Annotated in this window: 23 protein-coding genes; 13 read left to right on the forward strand and 10 right to left on the reverse strand. The window is 64.8% G+C overall.

All coding sequences use genetic code 11. The features are described from left to right. The first annotated feature begins 78 nt into the window (after positions 1 to 78). Positions 79 to 1,737 (forward strand): amidohydrolase, encoded by a 1,659-nt coding sequence (locus tag GTP69_RS26325; protein ID WP_161057654.1) that lies wholly within the window; start codon positions 79 to 81, stop codon positions 1,735 to 1,737. Positions 1,738 to 1,789: 52 nt separating this feature from the next. Here GTP69_RS26325 and GTP69_RS26330 read toward each other — a convergent pair whose 3' ends face one another. Beyond that, positions 1,790 to 2,311, reverse strand: coding sequence for an FxDxF family PEP-CTERM protein (locus GTP69_RS26330; protein ID WP_161057655.1), 522 nt, complete (start codon positions 2,309 to 2,311; stop codon positions 1,790 to 1,792). Between the two features lie 290 nt (positions 2,312 to 2,601). Between GTP69_RS26330 and hutU the strand changes: the two genes are divergently transcribed. The 8 genes from hutU to GTP69_RS26370 all read left to right on the forward strand — a co-directional run bounded on the left by hutU (position 2,602) and on the right by GTP69_RS26370 (position 14,111). Further along, complete coding sequence (hutU, locus tag GTP69_RS26335) at positions 2,602 to 4,305, forward strand: urocanate hydratase (protein WP_161057656.1); 1,704 nt, start codon at positions 2,602 to 2,604, stop codon at positions 4,303 to 4,305. Then, positions 4,302 to 5,852 carry a histidine ammonia-lyase gene (gene hutH / locus GTP69_RS26340; protein WP_161057657.1) on the forward strand — a complete coding sequence of 517 codons (1,551 nt, stop codon included), beginning with the start codon at positions 4,302 to 4,304 and terminating at the stop codon, positions 5,850 to 5,852. Before hutU ends, hutH begins: the two co-directional genes overlap by 4 nt. 11 nt (positions 5,853 to 5,863) lie before the next feature. Next, a complete protein-coding gene (gene hutG, locus GTP69_RS26345; protein WP_161057658.1) occupies positions 5,864 to 6,652 on the forward strand; it encodes an N-formylglutamate deformylase in 789 nt (262 codons plus the stop codon). Then, positions 6,649 to 8,010 (forward strand): formimidoylglutamate deiminase, encoded by a 1,362-nt coding sequence (locus GTP69_RS26350; protein ID WP_161057659.1) that lies wholly within the window; start codon positions 6,649 to 6,651, stop codon positions 8,008 to 8,010. Before hutG ends, GTP69_RS26350 begins: the two co-directional genes overlap by 4 nt. Further along, on the forward strand, positions 8,007 to 8,585 hold the full coding sequence (locus GTP69_RS26355; RefSeq protein WP_161057660.1) for a HutD/Ves family protein: 579 nt from the start codon (positions 8,007 to 8,009) through the stop codon (positions 8,583 to 8,585). Before GTP69_RS26350 ends, GTP69_RS26355 begins: the two co-directional genes overlap by 4 nt. Positions 8,586 to 8,597: 12 nt before the next feature. Then, the gene (gene hutI, locus GTP69_RS26360) at positions 8,598 to 9,821 is read left to right on the forward strand and encodes an imidazolonepropionase (protein WP_161057661.1); all 1,224 of its coding nucleotides are present in this window, start codon (positions 8,598 to 8,600) and stop codon (positions 9,819 to 9,821) included. A 61-nt stretch (positions 9,822 to 9,882) separates the two neighbouring features. After that, on the forward strand, positions 9,883 to 12,546 hold the full coding sequence (locus tag GTP69_RS26365) for a zinc-dependent metalloprotease (protein ID WP_161057662.1): 2,664 nt from the start codon (positions 9,883 to 9,885) through the stop codon (positions 12,544 to 12,546). Next, positions 12,546 to 14,111 carry a glycine betaine ABC transporter substrate-binding protein gene (locus tag GTP69_RS26370; protein WP_371868129.1) on the forward strand — a complete coding sequence of 522 codons (1,566 nt, stop codon included), beginning with the start codon at positions 12,546 to 12,548 and terminating at the stop codon, positions 14,109 to 14,111. Before GTP69_RS26365 ends, GTP69_RS26370 begins: the two co-directional genes overlap by 1 nt. 140 nt (positions 14,112 to 14,251) lie before the next feature. On the opposite strand, the gene GTP69_RS26375 is transcribed toward GTP69_RS26370, so the two are convergent. Both GTP69_RS26375 and GTP69_RS26380 read right to left on the reverse strand, forming a co-directional pair. After that, a complete protein-coding gene (locus tag GTP69_RS26375; RefSeq protein ID WP_161057663.1) occupies positions 14,252 to 14,746 on the reverse strand; it encodes a GNAT family N-acetyltransferase in 495 nt (164 codons plus the stop codon). After that, on the reverse strand, positions 14,746 to 15,654 hold the full coding sequence (locus GTP69_RS26380) for a DMT family transporter (protein ID WP_161057664.1): 909 nt from the start codon (positions 15,652 to 15,654) through the stop codon (positions 14,746 to 14,748). Before GTP69_RS26380 ends, GTP69_RS26375 begins: the two co-directional genes overlap by 1 nt. Positions 15,655 to 15,821: 167 nt before the next feature. Here GTP69_RS26380 and GTP69_RS31615 point away from each other — a divergent pair, with 167 nt between their 5' ends. Next, positions 15,822 to 15,956 carry a hypothetical protein gene (locus GTP69_RS31615; protein WP_255458289.1) on the forward strand — a complete coding sequence of 45 codons (135 nt, stop codon included), beginning with the start codon at positions 15,822 to 15,824 and terminating at the stop codon, positions 15,954 to 15,956. Here GTP69_RS31615 and GTP69_RS26385 read toward each other — a convergent pair whose 3' ends face one another. Then, positions 15,957 to 16,394 (reverse strand): Mpo1 family 2-hydroxy fatty acid dioxygenase, encoded by a 438-nt coding sequence (locus GTP69_RS26385; RefSeq protein WP_161057665.1) that lies wholly within the window; start codon positions 16,392 to 16,394, stop codon positions 15,957 to 15,959. Positions 16,395 to 16,484: 90 nt separating this feature from the next. On the opposite strand from GTP69_RS26385, the gene GTP69_RS26390 reads away from it, so the two are divergent. Continuing rightward, complete coding sequence (locus GTP69_RS26390) at positions 16,485 to 16,988, forward strand: DNA-deoxyinosine glycosylase (protein ID WP_161057666.1); 504 nt, start codon at positions 16,485 to 16,487, stop codon at positions 16,986 to 16,988. 164 nt (positions 16,989 to 17,152) lie between these two features. Here GTP69_RS26390 and GTP69_RS31620 read toward each other — a convergent pair whose 3' ends face one another. From GTP69_RS31620 to GTP69_RS26410, 4 genes are all read right to left on the reverse strand, one after another. Beyond that, complete coding sequence (locus GTP69_RS31620) at positions 17,153 to 19,756, reverse strand: BACON domain-containing protein (RefSeq protein WP_161057667.1); 2,604 nt, start codon at positions 19,754 to 19,756, stop codon at positions 17,153 to 17,155. A gap of 186 nt (positions 19,757 to 19,942) precedes the next feature. Further along, positions 19,943 to 21,130 (reverse strand): tetratricopeptide repeat protein, encoded by a 1,188-nt coding sequence (locus tag GTP69_RS26400; RefSeq protein WP_161057668.1) that lies wholly within the window; start codon positions 21,128 to 21,130, stop codon positions 19,943 to 19,945. A gap of 118 nt (positions 21,131 to 21,248) precedes the next feature. Continuing rightward, entirely contained in the window at positions 21,249 to 22,436 is a 1,188-nt protein-coding gene (locus GTP69_RS26405) for a DUF2863 family protein (RefSeq protein WP_161057669.1), read from the reverse strand. 15 nt (positions 22,437 to 22,451) lie between these two features. Further along, the gene (locus GTP69_RS26410; RefSeq protein WP_161057670.1) at positions 22,452 to 23,318 is read right to left on the reverse strand and encodes an HDOD domain-containing protein; all 867 of its coding nucleotides are present in this window, start codon (positions 23,316 to 23,318) and stop codon (positions 22,452 to 22,454) included. On the opposite strand from GTP69_RS26410, the gene GTP69_RS31150 reads away from it, so the two are divergent. Both GTP69_RS31150 and GTP69_RS26415 read left to right on the forward strand, forming a co-directional pair. Next, on the forward strand, positions 23,251 to 23,457 hold the full coding sequence (locus GTP69_RS31150) for a hypothetical protein (protein WP_202424584.1): 207 nt from the start codon (positions 23,251 to 23,253) through the stop codon (positions 23,455 to 23,457). The genes GTP69_RS26410 and GTP69_RS31150 overlap by 68 nt on opposite strands. A 59-nt stretch (positions 23,458 to 23,516) precedes the next feature. Further along, positions 23,517 to 24,098: a DNA-3-methyladenine glycosylase gene (locus GTP69_RS26415; protein WP_161057671.1), complete on the forward strand. Its 582-nt coding sequence runs from the start codon at positions 23,517 to 23,519 to the stop codon at positions 24,096 to 24,098. Here GTP69_RS26415 and GTP69_RS26420 read toward each other — a convergent pair. Further along, the gene (locus GTP69_RS26420) at positions 23,997 to 25,637 is read right to left on the reverse strand and encodes a methyl-accepting chemotaxis protein (RefSeq protein WP_161057672.1); all 1,641 of its coding nucleotides are present in this window, start codon (positions 25,635 to 25,637) and stop codon (positions 23,997 to 23,999) included. The genes GTP69_RS26415 and GTP69_RS26420 overlap by 102 nt on opposite strands. Before the next feature lie 13 nt (positions 25,638 to 25,650). Further along, positions 25,651 to 26,097: a cache domain-containing protein gene (locus tag GTP69_RS26425; RefSeq protein WP_161057673.1), complete on the reverse strand. Its 447-nt coding sequence runs from the start codon at positions 26,095 to 26,097 to the stop codon at positions 25,651 to 25,653. Positions 26,098 to 26,155: the final 58 nt, after the last annotated feature.

The following is a 26,155-nucleotide window of genomic DNA, read 5'->3' on the forward strand; positions in this document are numbered from 1 at the left end:
GCGCTTTGGGCCACTGTTCGGTTGACCAAAGCGCAAACTTCGCTACACTCTGAATCTTGCTGCTGAATGGAGAACCCGATGCGCCTGACCTTTTTAACCGCCGCCTTGCTGGCTGCATTTGCCGTGCCGGCCCACGCCGACACCATCATCGACCGCGCCAATGGCTATACGCTGAACGCGGCCGGCCAGTTGCAGCGTTTTACCTCGCTGGCGTTCGATGACCTGGGCCGCATCATCGCGGTCGGCAGCGAGCAGGAAACGGCGGCGGCGCTGCCGCGCGCGGAGCATATCGACGTCCAGGGCAAGACCCTGCTGCCAGGACTGATCGACGCCCACGGCCACGTGTTCGAGCTGGGCGAGATCGCTTCCGGCGTCGAGCTGTATAGCCCCACCTCGCTCAACGGCGCGGTCAAAGCGGTGGCCGATTTCGCCCGTTCGCACCCGAAAAACGCCTGGATCATCGGTTTCGGCTGGAACCAGGAGATCTGGAAGCTGGGCCGTTTCCCCACCGCCGCCGAGCTGGATGTGGTGGTCAGGGACCGTCCGGTGCTGCTGCACCGGGTCGACGGCCACGCCATCTGGGTCAACACCAAGGCGCTGGAAATGGCCGGCGTGACCCGTGAGACGCCCGATCCGTCGGGCGGCAAGATCGAACGCGATGTCAGCGGCAAGCCGACCGGCGTCCTGGTCGATGCGGCCATGGAGCTGGTCAACAAGGTGGTGCCGCTGCCAACGCCGGCCGAAGCGCGCGCCACGCTGGATGTGGCGCTGGCGTCGCTGGCCAAGGTCGGTCTGACCAGTGTGCACGATGCCGGCATCAAGGTGGTGCAGGACGATATCTACCGCGACTACGCCGACCACGGCAAGCTGACCACCCGCGTGTACGCCATGATCGGCGACACCACCAGCGATTTCGACGAGCTGTCCAAGGACGGCCCGCTGAAGTCCTACGCCAACGACGTGTATGCGCTGGCGGCGGTCAAGCTGTATTCGGACGGCGCGCTGGGCAGCCGCGGCGCGGCGCTGCTGGCGCCTTACTCCGATATGCCATCCACCAAGGGCCTGCTGTTCTATCCGGACGCCGAAATGCGCGCCAAGATGAACAAGGCGATGAAGGCCGGCTACCAGGTCAACATCCACGCCATCGGCGATGCCGGCAACCACCAGATCCTGGACGCCTACGCGCAGCTGATCCCACAGTACAAGAACGTCGAGCTGCGCCACCGCATCGAGCATGCGCAGGTGGTGACGCCGGAGGATATCCCGCGCTTCAAGCAACTGGGCATCATCCCGTCGATGCAGCCGACCCACGCCACCTCGGACCAGAATATGGCCGAGCAGCGCGTCGGCCATGAGCGCATCAAGGGCGCCTATGCGTGGCGCACCTTCCTCGACCAGGGTTCGAAGATCGCCTGCGGTTCGGACTTCCCGATCGAGTCGCCGAATCCATTCGAAGGCTTGCACGCGGCGGTAACGCGGCAGAACAACGCCAACGTGCCGGTCGGCGGCTGGTACAAGAACCAGGCGATGACGCTGACCGAAGCGTTCCGCTGCTTCACGCTGGATGCCGCCTGGGCTGCGCATCAGGAAAACGTCATCGGTTCGCTGGAGAAGGGCAAGTGGGCCGACTTTATCCTGATCGACCGCGACATCTTCAAGGCGCCGCCGGAGCAGCTGGGCAAAACCCAGGTGCTGCAAACCTGGATGGGCGGCAAAAAGATCTACAGCCGCAAATAAGCGAAAAGGGAATCCGGCTGGATTCCCTTTTTTGTTGGCGCGCTTGTTTGCGTTATGTTTTGCGCCGCCGTGCCAGCATGGCGAGTATCCCCATACCGCCGAGCAGCATGGCGTAGGTTTCCGGTTCAGGCACTGGCGCCATCTGCACGGCGAAGTTGCCGCCGTAGCTGCCGCCGGTGCTGGTGCCGTTGACGGTCAGCGACAGCGGGCCGGAGACCATGGTGGACGTCAACAAGGCCAGGCTGAAGCTGTTGCCACCGCCGCTGATGGAATTGACGTACAGCGGATTGCCGTTGAGGCTGGCCGAGGTGAACAGGATGTTGCCCAAGCCGGTGCCGGAGAAGCTGGCGTTGACCAGCAGCGTCCACGCGGAGGAACCGGGCGTAGCCGGTGGCGAGAACGTGAAGGTGTCCGAGAACGGGCTGCCGGTCGGCGTGTTGCCGATGTGAGCGGACCAGAGATTGCCGGTGGTATTAATCAGCGTGACCGGGATGACCGTGGCCATCGCCGTCGATGATGCCGCCAGCATGAATGCCAGCGTTAGTGCGCGCAGATGCAGTTTTTTATTATTCATGTCTATTCCCCTCTACTTGTTAGAGAACCAAAGACCCATGCCGCAGCTCGACAATAGGAGTCTTGCAGGCCAACGTCACGCTGGATTTATTCATCGGAGCGAGCTGAGGAATAGCCATTCTTAATGCAGGGGCAAAAACTTTATTTGTTGTTTGCTAGGATAATTCCATGTCGCAATTTCGTTGTATTTTCACAAATTTCATTTCATAAAAAGAAATAAAAAAGCGGTTGACTTGGTTGTATAGACAACTTATGCTGCGTAGTATTCCATTCACCGCCGCAGGAGACCCCATGAGCACGCCATTCGATAGCGATCCCCGTTTTGACGCCAGCCGCGACATCCGCGCGCCGCGCGGCCCGGAGCGCACCTGCAAGAACTGGGGCGCGGAAGCGGCCTACCGCATGATCCAGAATAATCTGGACAAGGAGGTGGCCGAGAATCCGAAGCACCTGGTGGTGTACGGCGGCATCGGCCGCGCGGCCCGCAACTGGGAATGCTACGACCAGATCCTGGCGTCGCTGCGCGAGCTGGAAGACAACCAGACTCTGCTGATCCAGTCCGGCAAGCCGGTCGGCGTGTTCCAGACCCACGAAGACGCGCCGCGCGTGCTGATCGCCAATTCCAACCTGGTGCCGAAGTGGGCCAACTGGGAGCACTTCAATGAGCTGGACCGCAAGGGCCTGTTCATGTACGGCCAGATGACGGCCGGTTCGTGGATCTACATCGGCACGCAGGGCATTGTGCAGGGCACCTTCGAGACCTTTGCGGAAGCGGGACGCCAGCACTTCGGCGGCGACCTGAAAGGGCGCTGGGTATTGACCGCAGGCCTGGGCGGCATGGGCGGCGCGCAGCCGCTGGCTGCGACCATGGCCGGCGCGGTGTCGCTGACCGTCGAGTGCCAGCAGAGCAGCATCGACTTCCGTCTGCGTACCCGCTATCTGGACAAGCAGGCGGCGTCGATCGACGAGGCGCTGGAAATGATCAAGCAGCACAAGGCGGCCGGCGACGCGATTTCCATCGGCCTGCTGGGCAACGCGGCCGACGTGCTGCCGGAGCTGGTGCGCCGCGCCAAGGCCGGCGGCCTGGTGCCGGATATGGTGACCGACCAGACCTCGGCGCATGACCTGATCAATGGCTACCTGCCGCAGGGCTGGAACGTGGCCGACTGGAAGGCGGCGCAGCAGAACATGCCGCGCCACGCGGAACTGAAAGCCGCCGCCACCGCATCGTGCGCGGTGCATGTGCAGGCGATGCTGGACTTCCAGGCGCTGGGCGCCAAGGTGGTCGACTACGGCAACAACATCCGCCAGGTGGCGTTCGACCACGGCGTGCAGAATGCCTTCGATTTCCCCGGCTTTGTGCCGGCCTATATTCGTCCGCAGTTCTGCGAAGGCCGCGGCCCGTTCCGCTGGGTGGCGCTGTCGGGCGACCCGGAAGATATCTACAAGACCGACGCCAAGATCAAGGAACTGTTCCCGCATCACGCGCAGGTGCACCGCTGGCTGGACATGGCGCGCGAGCGCATCGCCTTCCAGGGCCTGCCGGCGCGCATCTGCTGGCTGGGGCTGGGCGAGCGTCACATCGCCGGCCTGGCCTTCAATGAGATGGTACGCAACGGCGAACTGAAAGCGCCGGTGGTGATTGGCCGCGACCACCTGGACACCGGCTCGGTCGCCAGCCCGAATCGCGAGACCGAGGCGATGAAGGACGGCACCGACGCCGTCTCCGACTGGCCGCTGCTGAACGCCTTGCTGAACACCGCCGGCGGCGCGACCTGGGTGTCGCTGCACCATGGCGGCGGTGTTGGCATGGGATACTCGCAGCATTCCGGCGTGGTGATCGTGGCCGATGGCACCGACGCCGCCGCCAAGCGCCTGGCGCGGGTGCTGGTCAACGACAGCGGCTCGGGCGTGATGCGTCACGCCGATGCCGGCTACGAAACCGCCGTTGCCTGCGCCAAGCGCAATGGCCTGAACCTTCCTATGATTAAATGAGTAACGCTATGACCCTGACTCTCAAACCCGGCGCGATGACGCTGTCCGAACTGCGCGGCGTGTGGAGCGCTGCGGCGCCGCTGTCGCTGGCCGCCGAAGCCTATCCGGTGATCGAAGCCGCCGCTGCCGCCGTACAGGCGATTGTCGCCAAGGGCGACGCCGCCTACGGCATCAACACCGGTTTCGGTCTGCTGGCCAAGACCCGCATCCCGGACGAAAAGCTGGAGCAGTTGCAGCGCAACCTGATTCTGTCGCATTCAGTTGGCACCGGTGAGCTGATGTCGGACGCGGTCTGCCGCCTGATCCTGCTGATGAAAATCGGCAGTCTGGCGCGCGGCTACTCGGGCGTGCGTCCGCTGATCGTCGATACGCTGATCAAGTTGTACAACGCCGGCATCATGCCGGCGATTCCGGCCAAAGGTTCGGTCGGCGCTTCGGGCGACCTGGCGCCGCTGTCGCATATGACGCTGGCGATGCTGGGCGTGGGCCAGGTGCGCGTCAACGGCGTGCTGACGGACGCGCTGGATGCGTTGAAAGCCGCCGGCATTGCGCCGGTGGTGCTGGCCGCGAAAGAAGGCCTGGCGCTGATCAACGGCACGCAAGTGTCGACCGCGCTGGCGCTGCATGGCCTGTTCATGGCCGAGCGTCTGCTGGAAGCGGGCATGGTGTCCGGCGCGCTGTCGCTGGATGCGGCCAAGGGGTCCGATTCGCCGTTCGACGCGCGCGTGCACGAAGTGCGCGGCCAGCCGGGCCAGATCGCTGCCGCATCGATTTACCGTCAACTGGTATCGGACAGCGCGATCCGCGCCTCGCACCTGGTGGGCGACGAGCGCGTGCAAGATCCTTACTGCCTGCGCTGCCAGCCGCAAGTCATGGGCGCCTGCTGGGACATCATCAACAACGCCGCGCGTACGCTGCTGATCGAAGCCAATGCGGTGACCGACAATCCGCTGCTGTTCAAGGACGGCGAGCTGTCGGTGGTGGTCTCGGGCGGTAACTTCCACGCCGAACCGGTGGCGTTTGCCGCCGATACGCTGGCGCTGGCCATCGCGGAAATCGGTTCGATCTCGGAGCGCCGCGTGTCGCTGCTGATCGACGCTACCTTGTCCGGCCTGCCGCCGTTCCTGGTGCGCGATCCGGGCGTCAACTCGGGCTTCATGATCGCCCACGTGACCGCTGCGGCGCTGGCGTCGGAGAACAAGTCGCTGGCGCATCCGGGCAGCGTTGACACCATTCCAACCTCGGCCAACCAGGAAGACCATGTCAGCATGGCGACTTACGCGGCGCGCCGTCTGGACGATATGGCGCAGAATACGGCGGTCATCATCGGCATCGAGCTGCTGGCGGCGGCGCAGGGGATCGACTTCCATCGTCCGCTGACCACCTCGCCGCATCTGGAGCATGTGCATGCACAGCTGCGCCAGAAGGTGTCGTTCTACGAGGAAGACCGCTTCTTCGCGCCGGACATCGAGGCGGCCAAGGGCATGGTGATGCGCGGCGAGTTGAGCGCGTCGTGCAAAGAGTTGTTCACGACGCTGCATCCGTAAGGAGAAACGGCATGGATTATCAGTTCAAAGCAGGCAGCATTCCCTTGCTGGTGTCCATGCCGCACGTGGGCACCGATATTCCCGACGAGGTGCTGGCGGCGATGACGCCGGCCGCCGTCGACAAGCAGGACACCGATTGGCATCTAGTGCGCCTGTATGAATTTTTGGACGAGATGGGCGCTTCGACCTTGTCGGCGCGCTGGTCGCGCTATGCGATCGATCTGAATCGTCCGCCGGAGAACACCAATCTGTATCCGGGGCAGGACACCACGGGACTGTGCCCGGTCGATACCTTCCACCGCGAACCACTTTACCTTGAAGGCCGCGCGCCGGATGAGGTTGAAGTGCAGCGCCGCCTGCAGGCATACTGGAAGCCGTATCACGATCAACTGCGCGCGGAGCTGGACCGCTTGCTGGCGCTGCACGGCCGCGTGGTGCTGTGGGATGCGCATTCGATCGCATCGCATGTGCCGCGCTTCTTCGAAGGCAAGCTGCCGGACCTGAACTTCGGCACAGCGGACGACAAGAGCTGCGCGCTGGGCTTGAGCAACGCCATCGTGTCGCGCGCGCTGATGCAGGACCGTTACAGCATTGCCGTCAATGGCCGATTCAAGGGCGGACATATCACGCGCTTCTATGGCCGGCCGGACGCCAATGTGCATGCGATTCAGCTGGAGATGTGCCAGTCCACGTATATGGATGAAGAGGCGCCATATGGTTATCGCGCCGATCTGGCCGCGCAGGTGCAGCCGCCGTTGCAGGCGATGATGCAGGCCGCCGTTGACTGGGTGCGCGCATGAGCAAGCTGTTTGCGCGCCAAGCGCTGCTGCCGGATGGTTGGGCCAGCGATGTGCTGATCGAGTGGGATGCCGGCGGCGCGATTACCGCCATCTCGTCCGGCGCTGCGGCTGCGGGTGTGGAGTCCGTGGAGTATGCACTGCCGGGCATGATCAACCTGCACTCGCACAGCTTCCAGCGCGCGCTGGGCGGCCGCACCGAAAAGGCGGGCGACAGCAAAGACAGTTTCTGGACCTGGCGCGATTTGATGTACCGCTTCGCGCGCAACATCACGCCTGAGCATATCGAAGCCATCGCCGCGCAGCTGTTCAGCGAATGCCTGCGCCATGGCTACACCTCGCTGTGCGAATTCCATTACGTGCAGCGGGCGCCGGACGGCGCCATGTATGCGCGGCCGGCGGAAACGGCGGAGCGCGTCATCGCCGCCGCACGTTTGACCGGAATTGGCGTGACCATGCTGCCGGTGTTGTATAGTTATTCCGGCTTTGGCGAATTAGCGCTGAAACCGGAGCAGCAGCGTTTCAAGACCGACGCGCAGGATGTGTTGCGCATCGTGGAAGCGCTGGAACCGCAGCGCGACGCGCAGGTGGAAGTTGGCGTGGCGCCGCATTCGCTGCGCGCGGCGTCGGTGAAGCAGATCGGCGAAGTGCTGGCGACGCTGCCGGCGGCACGCCCGGTGCACATCCATATCGCCGAGCAGCAGGGCGAAGTGCAGCAGTCGTTGAGCTGGAGCGGACGCCGTCCGGTGCAGTGGCTGCTGGAGAATGTGTCGGTGGACCAGCGCTGGTGCCTGATCCACGCGACGCACCTGAGCGATGATGAAGTCAGCGGCATTGCCCGCAGTGGCGCGGTGGCGGGCTTGTGTCCGACCACGGAAGCGAATCTCGGCGATGGCTTGTTCCCGCTGGAGAGCTTTGTGGCGCAGGGCGGCCGCTTTGGCATCGGCAGCGACAGCCATGTGTCGCAAAGTGCGGTGGAAGAATTGCGCTGGCTGGAATATGGCCAGCGCCTGCAGCACCAGCGCCGCAATATCGCGGTGTCGGCGACGGAACGCAACGTCGGCGACTTCCTGTGGCAGCGCGCCTTGCAGGGCGGCGCGCAGGCGGCGGGCCGGCCGGTCGGTGCGCTGGCGCCGGGCCATCGCGCGGACATCGTGGTGCTGGATGACGCGCATCCGAATATGTTTGGGTTGGCGCTGGACGAAGTGCTCGGCAGCTTTGTCTTCAGCGGCAACGACAATCTGGTCAAGGACGTGATGGTCGGCGGCCAGTGGGTAGTGCGCAATCAGCAGCACGTGGCGCAGCAGGCGATCGCTGCGCGCTTCAAGCAGACCTTGGCCGAACTGAGGGAGTTCCGATGACCCAGCTGATCCAGTATGCAAGCCTGCGCTCCGCGCCGTGGAAAAACGGCGGCGGCAGCACCACGGAAATCGCTGTCTCGCCAGCCGGCGCCACGCTCGACAACTTCGACTGGCGCGTGAGCCTGGCCACGATTGCGCAGGATGGCCCATTCTCTTCCTTCCCCGGCATCGACCGTTCGCTGGCGCTGGTCCACGGCGACGGCGTGCTGCTGGACTTCGGCGACGAGCGCTTTGTGCTCAGCCCCAGTGAACCGCTGATCGAATTCGCCGGCGAGGATGCGGTGCACGCCACCGTCACCGGTTTGCAGACCACCGACTTCAATGTGATGACGCGGCGCGGCCAGTGCCGCCACCGGCTGGAACTGCTGACGGTGCGCGGCAAACAGACGCTCAAGCGCCGTAGCGCCACCACGCTGCTGTTCCTGGCGGACGGCGAGAGCCTGAGTCTGGGCAGCGCGCGCGAACGCATCGCCATGGTCCGTTACGACACGCTGGTGATGGCGGACGGCGAAGAGGATTGGACGCTGGAAGCGCAACAGGCCACCGTGCTGGTGGTCGATATTATCCGCAATTAAGAAAGCAAAAGCATGTGGGACGTGTTGTTTACGAACGTGCATCTGGCCACGATGGCCGGTGATGAGGGTTATGGGGAAATCCGGGATGCGGCCATCGCCGTCAAGGATGGCCGCATTGCGTGGCTGGGCCCACAGGCCGATATGCCACCAGGCCTGGGCGCGAAGGCGGTCACCGTGCACGATGGCGGCGGCAGCTGGCTGACGCCGGGCCTGATCGACTGCCACACCCACATTGTCCACGCCGGCAACCGCAGCGATGAATTCGAGGCGCGCCTGAACGGCGCCACCTATGAAGATATCGCCCGTGCCGGCGGTGGCATCATGTCCACCGTGCGCGCCACGCGCGCGGCGTCGGAAGATGAGCTGCTGCGTCAAAGCCTGCCGCGCGTGCGCAGCCTGCTGGCGGAGGGCGTGACCACCATCGAGATCAAATCCGGCTACGGCCTGACGCTGGAATCGGAAGCGAAGATGCTGCATGCGGCGCGGCGCATCGGTCGTGAGCTGCCGGTGCGCGTAGCCACCACCTTCCTCGGCGCGCATGCGCTGCCGCCGGAGTTTGCCGGCCGCACCGACGATTACGTCGATGAAGTCATCAGGATGATCGGCCCGCTGGCCGCCGAAGGGCTGGTCGATGCGGTGGATGCGTTCTGTGAGCGCATCGGCTTTTCGCATGAACAGACGGAGCGTGTGTTCCAGGCCGCGCGGGCGCAGGGACTGCCGGTCAAGCTGCACGCGGAACAATTGTCCGACCAGCGCGGCGCCGAACTGACGGCGCGCTACAACGGTCTGTCGGCCGACCATCTGGAGCATCTGAGCGCTGCCGGCGTGGCAGCGATGGCGGCTGCCGGCACGGTGGCGGTGCTGCTGCCCGGTGCTTACTACTTCCTGCGCGATACCACGCCGCCGCCAGTCGCTGCGATGCGCGAAGCGGGCGTCTTGATGGCTATCGCCACCGACTGCAATCCCGGCACCTCGCCGATGACGTCCCTGCTACTGGCGATGAACATGGCATGCACCTTGTGGCGTCTGACGCCACAGGAAGCGCTGGCCGGTGTGACGCGCCACGCGGCACGCGCGCTCGGTCTCCAGCAGGACATCGGCACGCTGGCAGTGGGCAAGCGCGCTGACTTTGCACTGTGGCGCATCGCGCGTCCGGCCGACCTTTCGTATGCGATTGGCCTCAATCCGTGCCGTGGTGTCGCTAACGCAGGCATTTTGCGCTCTCCGGCCGTGTAAAAATCTGTTTGCTTCCTTATGCTTTCGGTTACATTATCCGAATGTCATCCAAGGAAGCCCTATGTTCGTATTGAATTCCGTACGCGTCGCCGTGCTGGCGGCGCTGAGTGTCCAGGCGCTGGCGCAAGAGCCGATGCCGCCAACTCCACCTGTTCCTCACGCGCCGGAAGTGCCGGTGGTGGCCACCACGCCGCTGCAACCGGGCGCCACGCCAACGCCGGCGATTGTACTGCCGACCGCCGCGCCACGGCCGTTCGTCGACGTGGTGCGCGGCGCGCAGTATCTGCCGGGCTTCCTGGGGCTATACCAGAAAGAGGAAAAGGTCTGGATCGAACTGCGGCCGGACCAGTTTGACCGTCCGCTGTTCATGTCGGTGAATATGCCGAACGGGATCGGTGAACGGGGCATCTACGGCAGCCAGATGGGCATGAGCCAGGTGGTGATCTTCCACCGCATCGGCAACCTGGTGCAGATGATCGCCAAGAATACCGAGTACAGCGCCAAGGGCGGCACGCCGCAGGCGCTGGCGGTGCAGCAGGCGTTCTCGGATAGCCTGCTGGCGGTGGCGCCGGTGGCCAGCGGACCGAACGCGCTGTCGAAGTCCGTGCTGGTGGAGGCCAATGCGCTGCTGTTCGGCGATATCCCGGCGATGTCCACGCGGCTGGAGACGGCGTTCCGCATGCCGTATGCAATGGACCCGCGCAACAGCAGCTTCCTCACCCTGCGTTCCGACGAGGCGATGACCGGCTTGCAGGTCAACGCCCACTTCTTCGTGCCGCGCATTGCGGCGCGTCCGGCGGTGGTGCCGACGGTGCCACTGGCGCTGCTGTCCTTGCCCACGCCGCCGTCCACGCTGCCGGACCCGCGCAGCATGTTCCTCGGTTTCTACTACAGCTTTATGCCGCTGCCGGCGCAGGCCATGCATGGCCGCGCGGCGGATGACCGCATCGGCCATTTCGTCAGCACCAGCCAGGATTATTCGGACGATGTGACGCCGACCACCGCCGTGCATCTGGTGGACCGCTGGCGTTTGGAGAAGCAGGACCCGGCGGCGGCGCTGTCGGAACCGAAGCAACCGATCGTCTACTGGATCGACGCCAACGTGCCGGAGAAGTACCGTGAGTCGGTGCGGCAGGGCGTGCTGGCCTGGAATGAGGCATTTGAACGCATCGGTTTCAAGAACGCCATCGTGGTCAAGCAGCAGACCGACAAGGATAAATTCGACACCATGGATGCGCGCCATGCGTCGATCCGCTGGTTCGTCGGCAGCGATGTGGGCTTTGCCATCGGCCCGAGCCAGGTCGATCCGCGCAGCGGCGAGATCCTGGATGCGGACATTGGCATGTCCGACGTGTTTGCGCGTGGTGCGCGGCGCATGGTGGGTGAGGACAGTTTCGACCTGTCGCCGCCGCCGACCGGCGAGGACCGTTGCGATTACATGGCCGAATCGGCGCAGGAGATGGGCTTTGCGCTGGACGTGCTGGAGTCGCGCGGCACCATGGATATGGGCAGTCCGCAGTCGGATGCGGTGGCGCAGGCTTACGTCAAGTCGGTCATCATGCACGAAGTCGGCCACACGCTGGGACTGCGGCATAACTTCCGCTCGTCGACCATCTACACGCTGAAGCAGTTGCAGGACCCGGAGTTCACCAAGAAGAACGGCATGGCCGGTTCGGTGATGGATTACACGCCGTTCAACCTGTCGCTGAAAGGCGAGAAGCAGGGCGAGTATGTGACGTCCGCGCTTGGTCCTTACGACTACTGGGCCATCGAGTACGCGTATAAACCGATCGAGCCGGCGCAGGAGAAGGAAGAACTGGCGAAGATCGCCGCGCGCTCGAATGAGCCGCTGCTGGCCTTCGGCACCGACCAGGATGCGAATGGTTTCAATATGGACCCGGACGTGAACGTGTTCGATCTCGGTAGCGATCCGCTGGCGTACTTCCAGCGCCGCCTGACCATCTCGCGCGAACTGTGGGACCGCGTGCAGAACCGCACGCTGAAGCCGGGCGAAAGTTATGAGGTGCTGCGCCGCAGTTTCGACTATGGCTTCCAGCAGTTTGCGCGTACGCTGCCGGTGGTGGTCAAGTACGTCGGTGGCGTGACCTATCTGCGCGACCACGCCGGCACTGGCAGGGCGACCTTTACGCCGGTGCCGCTGCCGCGCCAGCGCGAGGCTTTGCTGATGCTGACGAATAGCTTGTTCAAGGTGGACAGCTTCAAGTTTTCGCCGGAGATGATCAGCCGTCTCGGCTCGGATCATTTCAACACGCGCGGCCGGCCGGATGTGTCGGTCGGTGGACGCGTGCTGTCGTTGCAGGCGTCGGCGCTGGATCAGCTGATGTCCGATGCGGTGGCGATACGCCTGATCGATTCGCAGGAGAAGGTGGAGAACCGCAAGCAGGCGTTAGGTCTGCCCGAGCTGTATGTGACGGTGCAGGATTCGGTATGGAGTGAGCTCAAGTCCGGCAAGGATATCAACGGCATGCGGCGCAATCTGCAGCGTGAGCATCTGAAGCGGTTGGTGGCGTCGCTGTTGCGTGTATCGTCCGGCATGCCGGCGGATGTGCGTAGCCTGCAGCGCGAGAATGCCTTGCGCCTGCAGCGTGACCTGCATAGCGCGATGAACCGGCCGGTGAGCATCGAGGCCAAGGCGCATCTGTCGGAAAGCTATGAGACCCTGGGGCAGGCATTGAAGGCGTCCATGCTGCGCGCGGGCGCCTGATGATGGCGGTGCGACGATGGCTGGCCGGTCTGGCGCTGCTGTGCGCCGGGCCGGCGGCGGTGGCGGCGGGCGATACGCTGCATATCGGCTCGAAGCGCTTTACCGAGTCTTATATCCTGGGCGAGGTGCTGAAGCAGACGGCGGCGCCGCATGCGAAGGTCGAGCATCTGCAAGGCCTGGGCAATACGGCAATTGTGCTGGCGGCGTTGCAGGCGGGGCGGATCGATGTCTATCCCGAATATGTGGGCACGCTGGATCTGGAGATTCTCAAGCACGCCAAGCCGGCGCCGATGGAGCAGATCCGCAAGGAGCTGGCGGTGATGGGCCTGGGCGTGGCGGTGCCGCTGGGCTTTAACAATACCTATGCGCTGGCGATGCGCGGCGACGTGGATGCGCCGCACAAGTTGAGCGAGCTGGCGGGACGCGACCAGTTGCGCTTTGGGCTGTCGCATGAATTCATCGGCCGCGCCGATGGCTGGCAGGGACTGGCGACGCGCTATGGTCTGACGCAGCGGCCGGAGGGGCTGGATCACGGCATCGCGTATGAGGCGCTGCGGCACGAGCAGGTCGATGTGATCGATATTTATTCGACCGAGGCCCGTATCAGCCAGTATGGCTTGCGGGTGCTGGAGGACGATCGCGCCTACTTCCCGCGCTACGATGCGGTGCTGCTGTACCGGCTCGATGCGGCCAAGCGTTTTCCGGCGGCGTGGAAGGCCATCAGCCAGCTGGAAGGGCGGATCAGCGAGAAGGACATGATCGCGATGAATGCGGCGGCGGAGATCGACGGCCAGAGCTTCAACCGCGTGGCGCATGACTGGCTGGCGGCGCATCCGTTGGACGCACCTGCGGCCGAGCCGGCGGGTGTGCGGGCCGACGCCACTGCACCCGGTGTGACTACGTCCGCGCCGTCCGTCCGCGCCAGCCTGCTGGCCAAGATCTTCGACCAGAACCTGGCGCGCATGACGCAGCAGCATCTGACGCTGGTGCTGCTGTCGGTCGCGCTGGCGTGCGTAATCGGCATTCCGCTGGGCGTGCTGGCGGCTTCGTTGCCGCGCTTGCGGCAAGTGGTGCTGGGACTGGCCGGCGTCTTGCAGACCATCCCTTCGCTGGCCTTGCTGGCGTTGTTGATCCCGTTGCTCGGCATGATCGGGACCGTGCCGGCGCTGGTGGCGCTGGTGGTGTATGCGCTGTTGCCCATCGTGCGCAACACCTGCACAGGCCTGTTGCAAGTGTCGCCCGGCTTGAAGCTGGCGGCGCAGGCATTGGGGCTGCGGCCGATGCAGCGGCTGGTGCATGTCGATTTGCCATTGGCGCTGCCGGTGATCCTGGCCGGCGTGAAGACGGCGGCGGTGCTGAGCGTGGGCACCGCCACCATCGCCGCCTTCATCGGCGCCGGCGGTTATGGCGAGCGCATCACCATCGGCCTGGCGTTGAATGACAACGATATGTTGCTGGCGGGAGCTATCCCTGCGGCAATGTTGGCATTGCTGACACAGGGCATTTTCGAGCTGTTGGAGCGGGCCGTAACGAACAGGCATCGCTTTTCTGTAAAGCCGGTGTAAGCGTCTTTAAGCGGCCGTAATGATTTGTAAGGGCTGCGGTGTGGGCGCGTGGCGAGGGCTATAGTGAATCCGTTGATTCAATCTCCCTCCCACTGACAACGGGTTGCCCCATCCAGCGCCAGACGCTGGGTGGGTTTTTTTTATGCCTGCGCCGACAGCTGCGCCAGCGCGTCGCCGGTAACGCGGCAGATGCGCCAGTCCGGCATCACGGTCGCGCCCATGCCTTCGTAGAACTTGATGGCGTTGGCGTTCCAGTCCAGCACCGACCACTCGAAGCGGCCGCAATCGCGCTCGACCGCCAGTTGCGCCAGCGCCACCAGCATCTGCTTGCCGTAGCCCTTGCCGCGCTGCGATTGCTGCACGTACAAGTCTTCCAGGTACAGCCCCTTCTTGCACAGGAAGGTGGAGAAGTTGTGGAAGAACAGCGCGAAGGTCACTACCTCGCCGCCGCTGGTTTCGCCGACCAGCGCTTCGCACACCGGCTTGTCGCAGAACAGGCTGTCGTGCAGCATGGCTTCGTTGGCGACCACCATGTGTTCCAGTTTTTCAAACACGGCCAGCTCGAAAATCATGCTGAAGATGGCGGGGACGTCGGCCGGCGTGGCCGGGCGGATGTTCAGTTCGGAAGTGCTCATCAGGTTTTGGCAGTAGTAGAAGAATGAGGTTGCAGTGCCCAGACCACGCTGGACAGGCAGAGTACCATGCCGATCCACTCCATGACTCCGGGGCGGTAATGTTCCAGCTGGATCGACAACAACACGGAAATCACCGGCGTGACGACGCCGATGTAGACCGCCTTGTCGGAGCCGATGCGGTGGATCAGCGTGAAGTAGGCGGCAAACGCGATGACCGAGCCCAGCAGGGACAGCCACAGCAGGCCGCCCCAGTATTTCGCCGTGGTCGGCAGGCTGAAGTGCTGGCCGCTGACGATCACCCACAGCGCCACCAGCGTCGTGCCCCACAGCATGGACCAGGCCATAGTCAGCAGCACATTGTCGGATTGCTGGCGCACCTTGATCACCACCACGTTGCCGACCGAGCTGGCCAGCGTGGCGGTGGTCGCCAGGATCAGTCCCAGCAGGAAGTGGCCGCTGCCGCCGTTGCGGATCTCGCTCCAGGCGTCGCCGATGGAGTGAAAGAACAGCAAGGTCACGCCGCAGATGGCGACGCCGCCGGCGGCCCAGGTGCGCCAGCCGAGCGGGCTGCCGAACACCAGGCGGTTGAGAAGCGGATTCCAGAATACCATCAGCGCAAACAGCACGGCCACCAGGCCGGACACCAGATATTGCTCGGAGGTATAGGTGCAGATGTAGCTGAGGGCAAAGGTGGCGGCGCCTTGCAGCATCATCCAGCGCTGCGCGCGCCATGGCAGCAGCAGGCGGTCGCCGCGCGCCGCGCACCAAGCAAACAGCACGGCCGAGGCCAGCGCAAAACGGTAGACCACGGAGACGGCCGGCGCCACTTCGCCCAGTTGCAGCGTGATGGCGAAGAAAGTGGAGCCCCAGATCAAACAGGCGGTGATGAATAACAGTGGAGAGGACATCGAACGAGTATAGCTGGCCGGGGTGTATCTTGCCTAGCGGCTAGTATTTTGTTGCGACGCAACAGATGGCGGCCGAAGTTGTATCTGGAGTGTAAATTCAGGGGTGCTGGTGAAAAGACCAAGTATAGTGAAATAACACTTCACAATTTTGCCAACCGGAGGGCGCCATGAGTACCGCGCTGCAAATCAAGGTCGTCACCCTGTTGGGCTACGTGGCCCTGAGCACGGCATTGGTGCTGATGCTGGCCGACGACGAGATGCAGGGCGCGGCCACGGCCATGTTCTATGCCCTGCTGCGCTGATCAGTAGGCGAGGTGCAGGCGACGGTACAGGAAGCTCAGCACGAACAGCGGGCCGATCAGCAGAAAACGCAGGTCATCGAAGAAGGATGGCTTCTTGCCCTCGATCTTATGGCCGATGAACTGGCCGATCCACGCCAGCACGAAAATCGCAATCGACAGCGGCAGAATGGTTTGCTGCGGCAGCGCCGCCAGGATGGCCAGCATCAGCGCCGCCATCAGCAGCATGCCCACCGCGAACGGCTTCGACAGCCGGAAGTAATAGCCCATCGAAGCCAGCGCCACTGTCAGCGCCACCAGCGGATGCAGCGACCATAGCAATCCCAGCAGCGTGAAGACGATCACGGGCACGCAGACGAAGTGGATCAGTTCGTTTGTGTGGTTGAGGTGGCTTTCGCTGTACTTGGCCAGCAGCGTATCGATCGCGCGGTGTTGCGGCATGGTTGGTCTCCTGTTGTGTGGGTGCGGTCTATGCCGCCTGCAAATTCTACACCCGAACGTGGCGCTGTCGAGCATCCGCTACAATGGCGCATGACTGTGGCTGCTTCCCCTTCTTCCTCCGCTCTGACCGGCCTGGCGCCGGTGATCGATGCGCAGACTCGCATCTTGATACTCGGTAGTTTTCCTGGCGCGGCGTCGCTGGCGGCGCAGCAATACTATGCCCATCCGCGCAACTTGCTGTGGCCGATACTGTCGGCGCTGACCGGCGAGCCGCTGGCTGATTTGCCGTATGCGGAGCGCTTGCCGCGCCTGTTGGCGCACGGCTTCGGCCTGTGGGATGTGCTGGGAGCGTGCGAACGTGAAGGCAGTCTCGACTCCGCGATCCGCAAACCCGCCGCCAACGACTTCGCTCGCCTGCGTGAATTGTGCCCGCTGCTGCGCACGGTCGGTTTCAACGGCCAGACCTCCGGCAAGTTTGCGCCGCAGTTTGCCGCTGAAGGCTACCGCACGCTGGTGCTGCCTTCCACTTCGCCCGCACATGCCTCGCTCACATTGACGCAGAAACTGGAGCATTGGAAACTGCTGCTTGGTTAATCGGCTGCACGGCCAAGCGCAGGCCCATGGTGTTGAGGATTGCCAGCAACGTCTTTAGCGATGGATTGAATGGCCTTTCCAACCAGCGGTGCTTTGCTCTGGCGCATAAAAAACGCCGCCGCAGCGCAGGGCTGGCGGCGGCGTTGGCGCGGGGCACGCGGGGCTTACGGGCCGACCGGCAGGAAAGTGACGGCGCCGTCTTCGGTGATGCCGACCAGGATCCAGCCGTCGCCCGACGCGGCCAGTTGGCGTGGCAGCAGCGCTTTGCCGGCGCTGTTCAGCTTGTATTGCTGGATGAGCTGGGTGCCGGTGCTGTTGTACAGGTAGAGGTCGTTGCTGTTGCCGCGCGCGGCGCCGGCGCAGGCGATGCGGCCGTCCAACAGCACGGCGACGTTGTTGGGCACGGCGTTGCCTATCGCCAGGTAGCGGACGATGCCGAGGTTGGCGCCATCCATCATGGCGCACGAGTTCGGCGTGCTGGCGGCGTAGATCACCTGGGTGCCGTCGGCGTTGACCCAGACGTCCTGCCCCAACGTGCCCGGGCTGGTGTGGCTGGCGCTGGTCTGCTGGGCGGCAAACAGCGTGCCGCCGGCCAGCGCCGAATAGTCGACGCTGATGGTGGTGTGCTGCACCGTAGCGCCCCCTTCGCTCTGCTGCACCAGGCGCTTGCCGTCGGCGCTGGCGGCCAGGGTGCCGTTGCTCAGCGGTAGGTTGGCCAGGCGGGTGTTGTTGGCGGTCAGGTACAACTGGCCGTCGCTCAGCACCAGCATGCCGATGCCGTTCGGGCGGATCAGCTTGATGCGGGTGGCGGCGCTGCCGGCCACCGCCAGCTGGCCGCTGATGGCGCGCGTGGCCAGGCTGACGGTGGTGATGCGGCTGTTGTCGATGTCCACCACGTACAGTGCGTCGCCGTTGGGGCTGATGGCTATATCGCCCAGGTGGGCCGAGAAGCCGGTGATGCTGGTTTCCTTGAGGCCGGTGTAGAGGTTGTAGACGTCAATGTAGGCGCCGCCGTTGTGTACGTAGGCGTAAGGCCGCAGCGGGTCGGTGGCGACGGTGGTGTAGGGCAGCCCGGTGGTGCTGGCGGCGGCTGGTGCGGCCGTGCCTTTCCACAGTGCCACGCGGATCACCTCGGGCGCGGTCGCGTCGGGATCGGATGGCTTCACGGTGATGGTGGCGGTGGCCAGGGTGTCGGTCAGTTGCTGGCTGGCGTCGGCGGTCACGGTCAGCTGGTTGCCGCTGACGCCGACCACCAGCCACGACTTGTCGCTGGTGGCGCTCATGCCGCCAAAGTTGTTGAAGTTATCGTTGACCGTGATGGTGCGGGTGATCCGGCTCCAGGTCGGCGTGCTGACCAGGGCCACCGCCGTTTCGGCCGGCAGCAGCTTGTGCAGGTCTTTGTTGATAACGAACTGCAGCGGGGTGGTGACGGTGTCGCCGTTGACCTTGGCGCTGGCGGTGACCAGCGCGCCGGTGGTACCGGCGGGCGCGCTGGCGGCGACGGCCTTGACGCTGAGGTCGGCCCCGGAGGCGTTGACGGTGCCGCCGGTGGCGCTGGCGCTGGCCCACAGCGGCACGTTGCTGAGTTTCCATGGCCAGCTATTGGTGCCGGTGTTCAGCGTCAGCTTGATCGGCTGGGGCACCAGGGGGAGGCTGAAATCGCGGCCGTAGGTCCCGCCCAGCGTCAGCGTGCTGAGCGAGGTCTGCAGCGTGGCCGGGGTCAGGTTGAGCGTGACCGGCAAGCTGCGCGCGGCCAGGCCGGCGGCCTGGATGGTGATCGCGCCGGCATAGCTGCCGCTGGCCAGCGTGCCCACGGTCGGGTCGACCGTCAGGATGGTGGTGGCCGGTGTGGCGCCGCTGGTCGGCGACACGCTCAGCCAGGCGGTGTTGCTGGTGGCGGTCCAGGCGGTGGTGAGCTTGTTGTCGGTGTCCAGGCTGACGATCTGACTCGGCACCGGGGCGCCGTTGATGGGGCTGAAGGTCACGCTGTTGCTGCCCAGGACCAGGCCGGGCTGCAGCACGGTCAGCGTGGCCGGCAGCGTGATGGTGCTGCCGCCGCTGGTGACGCTGAGGTTGGTGGTGTAGGCGCCGACCGCCAGCCCGGTGGCGTTGTAGCTGACGGTCAGGCCGCCGTTGCCGCTACCGCTGGTGGCGCTCAGCTGCAGCCAGCTGGCGCCGCTGACGGCGCTCCAGTCGGCGCCGCCGGTGGTGATGGCGACCGCCGTGCCAACCGGCGCCGTGCCGCCACTCTGGATGCTGGCGCTCAGCGGCATGGCGGGCACGGCGGTGAAGCTGGCGCCGCCAGCCGGCAGCACGGTGATGTCATACGGCAGCGCCACCGGCGAACCGGGGAACTGGCTGGCGCAGCCGCTGTCGCGGCACAGGCGCACGCTGAAGCTGCCTTTGTAGTTGCCCGCGGCCAAGGTTGGCGCGGTTTGCAGCACGGCGTGAAATTGGCTGTTGCTGTCCTGCACCAGCTGGGCATTGGGCAGCAGGACGCCAGCGCTGTCGACCACCAGCGCGAGGACGCTGGTGGCATTGCTGAAATCGTTCGGGCGGGTGACGGTGGCGATGACGCTGGCCGTCAGTGAGACGCCGGCCGTGACGCTGCCGGTGACGGTGGCCGGGGTGAAGGTGAGGGCGGGACTGACGTCCGGTGTGGTGGCGCCGCCGCCGCCGCTACTGCCGCCACCGCCGCCACCGCCGCAGCCGGCCAGCAACGCGGCAATCAGGAAGGGGGCGGCGTGGCTGGGCCTGAATCTCAGCATGACAAAATCCTTGTGGTAGATGCGGCTTAAAGCAGCTTCAAGTAACTTGAGAGCGCTTAATTTACTTGCAATTGTTGCGCGAATGCAACTTAGTGTCAAGTAAATGGTCACTGAGTGGCCAGAGAAGCCTGCCCAGCATACCACCGTCATCTGCCTGCGGATGTCAATTCGATAAGTTGTACCTGGCTATTTATCCCGCAACTGGGCGGCGTAGGCGCGCAGGCGGTCGAGCTTGGCCGAGTAGACGTCATGGTCGCCGCGCGTGGTGCTGTTTTCCATCGCCAGCGCCATGTGGCGGTCGGCCGCGCGCAGGTTGCCCAGCTGGTAGTTGGCCACCGCCAGCCAGAAGTGCAGTTCGTGGTAGTCCGGCACCCGGTCCAGCTCACGCTCGAACAGCGTGCGGGCGCGCGCGTAGTCGCCCAGCTTCATGGCCTCCTGGCCCTGCACGAAGAAATAGAACGGCGGGTAGGGTTCCAGCCGCGCCAGCCGCGCGCGCAGCACGGCGGCTTCTGCCAGCTGGTTATTGCTCTCCAGCGTCTGCGCCAGATTGGACAGGTAGATGGTGTTGTCCGGCAACTGGCTCATCGCGTAGCGCAGCGCCGCTTCCGCCTGCGGCTGGTTGCCGTGGTGCTGGTAGATCACGCCCAGCGTGTTGTAGGCGTTGATGAACAAGGGATCGGCCTCGGCCGCCTGGCGCGCGGCCCAGTAGGCGTCGTCGACCTGGCCGGCCGACAGCAGTTCGGCGGCGCGGTTGTTGAGGAACATGGCCAGCACGGTCTTCTCGGTCAGCGGCCTGGCGTTTTCGCGCGCCTGCGGCGGGATGGGGATGAAGTCTACCGTCAGCGAATTGGCGACGTCGACGGCGGTCAGCAGGTAGGGATTCTGCCCGGCCAGCGGCCGTCCCAGCGACAGGTTGACGTGGTTGCTGGCGAAATACAGGTTGCCGGCGCGGCTCCACACTTCGTCGATCTGCACTTGCTGGAAGATCACCGGCATCTTCAGCTCGCGCGCCAGCGCGGCGGTCATGATGGCCAGCGACAGGCAGTTGCCGGAGCGCGCCGCAAAGGTTTCGGCGGCGGTGCGGGTGAGGGCGGCGTCGTATTCCAGTTGCAGCTTGTCGCGCCGGTACAGGGCGTCGAACAGCATGCGGCGCACGTCGCGGCCGGGGCCGGGAGTGCCGAGCTCGTGCTTGACGTAGTCGCGCATCTCCGGGGTCAGGGCGAACACGCTGGCGGTGTCGATCGGCGCGCTGGGCGGCTGGAACAGCTGGTCGTGGAATAACTGCTGGGCCGGCGCCACGCGCGGCGTCTGGCTGGCGCAGCCGCCGAGAACTGCGGCGGCGGACAGGATCAGAATGCGGATCCATGGTTTCATGACGTGTCTCCCTTTGCTGCGGAGCACAAGCCGGCGCCGCACCAGGCAGCGGAATCTGCGTTCCGCGTGCAGGAAAGTATCCTCGGCTAAACCAGGACTGTCAAACTGGAAATCGCTTTCAGGCCAGCGGATCTTCCGATACCGAAATATCGGTGATGCCCAGGCTGGCCAGGGCGTCGCCCAGGTCTTCCAGCGCCAGGGCCAGCTCGGCGGCCGGGTCGAGCGGCTTGTCGGCGCTGGCCAGCACGCTGCCGCCGTGCGACAGTTGAACCCGCAGCGCCGGCTCGTCGTCATCGTCGGTGGGGGCGATCACGGCTTGCAGGGTGGCGGGATCGTGGCCTTCCAGCGCCTGGTTCAGCGTCGACAGCAGGCTCAGCATGTCGTATTCCGACTGGCCCTGGGCGCGGGCGCCGAAGAACAGGTCCTGGTACAGGAAGTTCAGGGTCAGCGCCGGATCGGCGCCGCGCGCGCGGCCCAGGCAGCGCGCCACCAGCGGCGCAAATTGTTCGGTCCACTTCTGATAGGTTTCGGCGCGCTTGGCGAAGTAGGCGTCGGCCGCTTTTTCGCTGGCCGGCACTTGGTAGAAGGCGTCGTCGGCGCGCTTCAGCGAGAAGCCCAGCAGGAAGCGCAGTTCGATCGCGGTGTCGTCGCTGCTGAAGCTGGTCGGCGACCAGCCGGCCGCCATGCTGCGTTCCAGCGCCGGCGCGGCGGCGATTTTCTTGTCGGTCAGCGACTGCGCCGCTTCGCGCACCATGGCGTGCAGCAGGCCGTAGTTGATGCGTTCGATTTCGTCCAGGTCGTAGGCGTGGCTGACCAGCACTACCTTGGCTTTCGGGCTTTCCAGGCCGGCGTCGGTGAAGCTGTTGAGCAGCGCCTCGTAGGCGTCGGCGTCCTGGAAGTCGGCGGCCGGATCGAGGCCGCCCTGGCTGTGCACGAACACCGGAATGGCGAAGGCGTCGATTTCCAGTTCGGGCGCACCCTCGCGCCGCACGATCAGGTTGGCGGCGCCTTCTTCGACGGCGTTGCGCAGGTAGCGGTAGGCGTCGGTGGATTCTTCGCGCGCCAGTTCGATGGCGCCGTACAGCACCTCGTTCTTGCCTTGCGCCAGCAGGCGGCGCAGCAGGCGCTGGAATTCGATGTGCTTCTGCGCCAGCTCGTCGCGGGTGGCGGCGGCGACGATGTCGGCGCCGGCCGATTCGTCGGCCAGGTCGAGCGCCAGCGCGCACAGTTCGTTGGTTTGCTGTTCGTCTTTGACTTCGGGCGAGTTGGCGGATTTGCGCGGTACGGGGCGCTTATTCTTAGGCATGCGTGTTGACTTCTCTTAGCGTTCGGTGTGGAAGGTTTCGTTCAGCTCGTCGAGCAGATCTTCGGTTTCATCCTCGGTCAGGCCGAGGTGGCGGCAGGCGCTTGCGCCGCCCTTTTCCCATTCGTACGAGGTGCTGTGGTTGTGCAGGCGCTGGATGCCTTTTTCGGCCAGCAGCGACAGCGCCACCAGCGAGCGGATGGCGTCGTCGGTGGCGGCGTCTTCCAGCACGCGGTAATCGTGGTGGTGCAGGATGGCCCAGGAGACGTCCGGCGACAGGCCCCAGTTGCGCGCCAGCAGGCAGCCGATGGCGGCATGGTTGGTGCTGTAGCGTTCGTCCTCGATGGCGGTGAAGACGCCGTGCGGGTCGTTGCAGGCGCGCTCGTAGGTGTCGGTGTAGTCGGCGAAGCGGTTCATCAGCAAGGGCACGCCGATGTCGCAGAACAGGCCGAAGGTGTGGGCGATGTCGGGCGGCGCCACGCGCAGCTTGCGCGAGGTGAACACCAGCGCCTGGGCGCGGCGCGCCGAGATTTCCCAAAATTCGCTGAGGTCGGCGTCCTTGCCGTCGATGGCCTGGCGCGCCAGCAGCCCGGTCAGCAGCGACGCGCACTGGTTGATGCCGAGGAAGTTGATCGCCTGCTCGACCGACTTGGCCTTGCGGGCGGCGCCGAAGAATGGCGAGTTGGCCAGCTTCAGCAGCGCACCCGACATGCCGACGTCGTTGGCGATGATGCGGGCGATCTGGCGCGGCGACGGATCTTGCGTGGCCAGTTCGCGCTGCAGGTCGACGAGCAGACTGGGCCGTGGCGGAATCCGGATGGAGCGCATCAGCGCGTCTTCCACCGCGTTTTCTGTTGGCAAGGCTGGGGCAGCAACTGTCGTCATTGGGGTCTTCAAGGCAAAAGCTTCAGGGCAAAGGGCAATCTTACCCTCGATTATCGCCGCAAGCGGCGGCGGATTGCGCGAATTTGCGATGAATTTCTGGCTAATGCACCGTATTTTGTCGTGGATTGCCGGGATTTGATAATGATTTGTCACCAATTGTGTGGACGGACGGTCCAGATTGGTGTTTACAATAGATGCATGATAACCAATCTGGCAGGCATAGATTTCGACGCGCCGTCGCACGTGGTGGCGCCCCAGCTGATCGGCGTGACGCTGCTGTTCAACGGCGTTGGCGGCCGCATTGTGGAGGCCGAGGCGTATGACCGCGAGGAGCCGGCCTCGCATTGCTACGGTGGCGAGACGCCGCGCAATTTCGCCATGTTCGGGCCGCCGGCGCACAGCTATGTGTACCAGTCGCACGGCATCCACTGGTGTTTGAATTTTGTCTGCCGCGAGCCGGGGCATGGCGCCGGGGTGCTGCTGCGGGCGCTGGAGCCGCTGGACGAGGCGGAAGGGCTGGCGCTGATGCGCGCGCGGCGCAAGCTGGACGATGTACGCTTGCTGTGCTCGGGGCCGGGGCGCTTGTGTCAGGCGCTGGGCGTGTCGCGCGCGCATAACAACCTGCCGCTGGACGCGCCGCCGTTTTTGCTGCTGCCGCGCGACCGCGAGGTGGAGGTGCTAGCCGGCCCGCGCATCGGCATTTCCAAAGCGGTGGACCTGCCGTGGCGTTTCGTCGAAGCCGATTCGCGGTTTTTGAGCAAGCCCCTGCGGCGCCTCTAGTTTGAACACCGACACCGCCTGCGACAGGTGGCCGGCCTGGTCCTGCAGGCTGGCGGCGGCGGCGGCGGCTTGTTCCACCAGCGCGGCGTTCTGCTGCGTCACATCATCCATCTGACCGACCGCCTGATTGACTTCGGCGATGCCCTGCGCCTGTTCGGCGCTGGCGGCGCTGATGCGGGCGATGATGTCGTTGACCTGCTGCACGGCGGCGACGATGCCGCCCATCCGTTCGCCGGCCTGCTGCACCGAGGCGCTGCCGCTGTCGATGGTGGCCACCGAGGCGGCGATCAGCGTTTTGATTTCCTTGGCGGCGGCGGCCGAGCGCTGCGCCAGCGTGCGCACTTCGGCGGCCACCACGGCAAAGCCGCGTCCCTGTTCGCCGGCGCGCGCCGCTTCCACGGCGGCGTTGAGCGCCAGGATATTGGTCTGGAACGAGATGCCGTCGATGACGGCGATGATGTCGACGATCTGGCGCGAGCTGGCGCGGATCGAGGCCATGGTGTGCACCGCCTCCTCCATCGCGGCGCCGCCGTGCTGCGCCAAATCGCTGGCGCCGGCCGCCAGCTGGCAGGCCTGGCGCGCGTTGGCGGCGTTGGCCTGCACGGCTTGCGTCAGGCTGTTCATGGCGCTGGCGGTTTGTTCCAGCGAGCTGGCTTGCATTTCGGTGCGGGTCGACAGGTCCAGGTTGCCGGTGGCGATTTCGCGCGCGGCGGTGTCGATCGAACGCACCGCGCCGAGAATGGTGGTGAGGGTTTGCGTCAGGTTGGCCATGGTCTGGTCCAGCATGCGCGCGGTGTCGGCGATTTCGTCGCGGCCCTTGGTGCTGCGGCCGGCGGCGAGACGGCCGGCGGCCAGCGCGATCACCACGTCGGCGATGGCGCGGATGTCGCGCAGCATGGCGCCGCGCACCGCCATGGTCACGCCGACCGATAGCGCGATCGACAGCAGCACCATGATGGCCATGGTGGCGTTGAGCGTGCTGAAGTCGGCCTTGGCCTGCGCATGGGCGGCTTCGCTGAGCTGCTTTTCCAGCGCCGAGAGTTGCGCCAGCTGGTCGTTCAGCAGCAGGAATTGTTTTTCGGCGATGGCCATGGAGTTGGTGGCGATGCTCTGGTCCATCTGCGCCATGTCCATGGTTTCGAGGACAGCCTTGCGGTAGGCCGCCAGCGCTTGCAGCGATTGGGCGGCGATCTTGCGTTCCTGGTCTCCGGTGGCGTCGGCGTTCAGTTGGCGCAGCAGGGTGTCGGTGGTGGCGTGGCGCGCCTTGATGTCGCGCGACAGGGCGTCCAGCCGCGCTTGGGCGAAGCTGCCGTTGACCCAGGCCAGCAGCTGGTAGATATGGGCGTGGGCGTAGCGCGCTTCGCCGGAGACGTCGGCGGCGGTCTTGAGGCGGGCGGCGCGCACCTGCACCAGGTTTTCCAGCGAGGCGTTCTGGCGCACCATGCCGACATAGGCCGCGCCGGCGGTGGCGATCAGCAGTACCAGCACCAGCATCGGTGCCAGCAGCAGTTTGGGTCCGATACGCAGTTTGTTCAGCATGGTGTGCCTCGCGTCATTTCTTGTAGATGCCCGCTTCCAGCACGACGTCGCCGACGCGCAGGATGTAGGTGGTCTTGGGTTCGATCTTGCCGGTGGTGGGATTTTTGTATTGGTAGTCCACCCAGCCGTGACCTTTTTTGGCGGCCAGGTCGATGATCTCGCGGCGGTATTTTTTGCCGCTGGCGTCGGGGATGTCGGTCAGGTCCTTGCCGACGATGGACGGGTTGACCGGGTGCGCCAGCACGATGCCGGTCTTGATGTCGCGCACGTCGACGTATAGCGAGCCTTGCAGATAGTCGGGGTCCTTGGCGGCGATCTTTTTGAGGAAGGCGTCCTGGCCGTTGGCCTTGATGAAGGCGGCGCCTTTTTCGGCCATGGCGATGGCGTCTTTTTCGGTCGGTTCTGCGGCCTGCGCGGACAGCGCCAGGCCAGCCAGCACAATGCTAACGAGGGTTTTCATGAGCAATCTCCTGTCGGGTGGTTGACGCCATCCACTGTAACCGTCAGGAAATTTGAAG

Source organism: Duganella levis (assembly GCF_009857605.1).
GTDB classification, from domain to species: domain Bacteria; phylum Pseudomonadota; class Gammaproteobacteria; order Burkholderiales; family Burkholderiaceae_D; genus Rugamonas; species Rugamonas levis.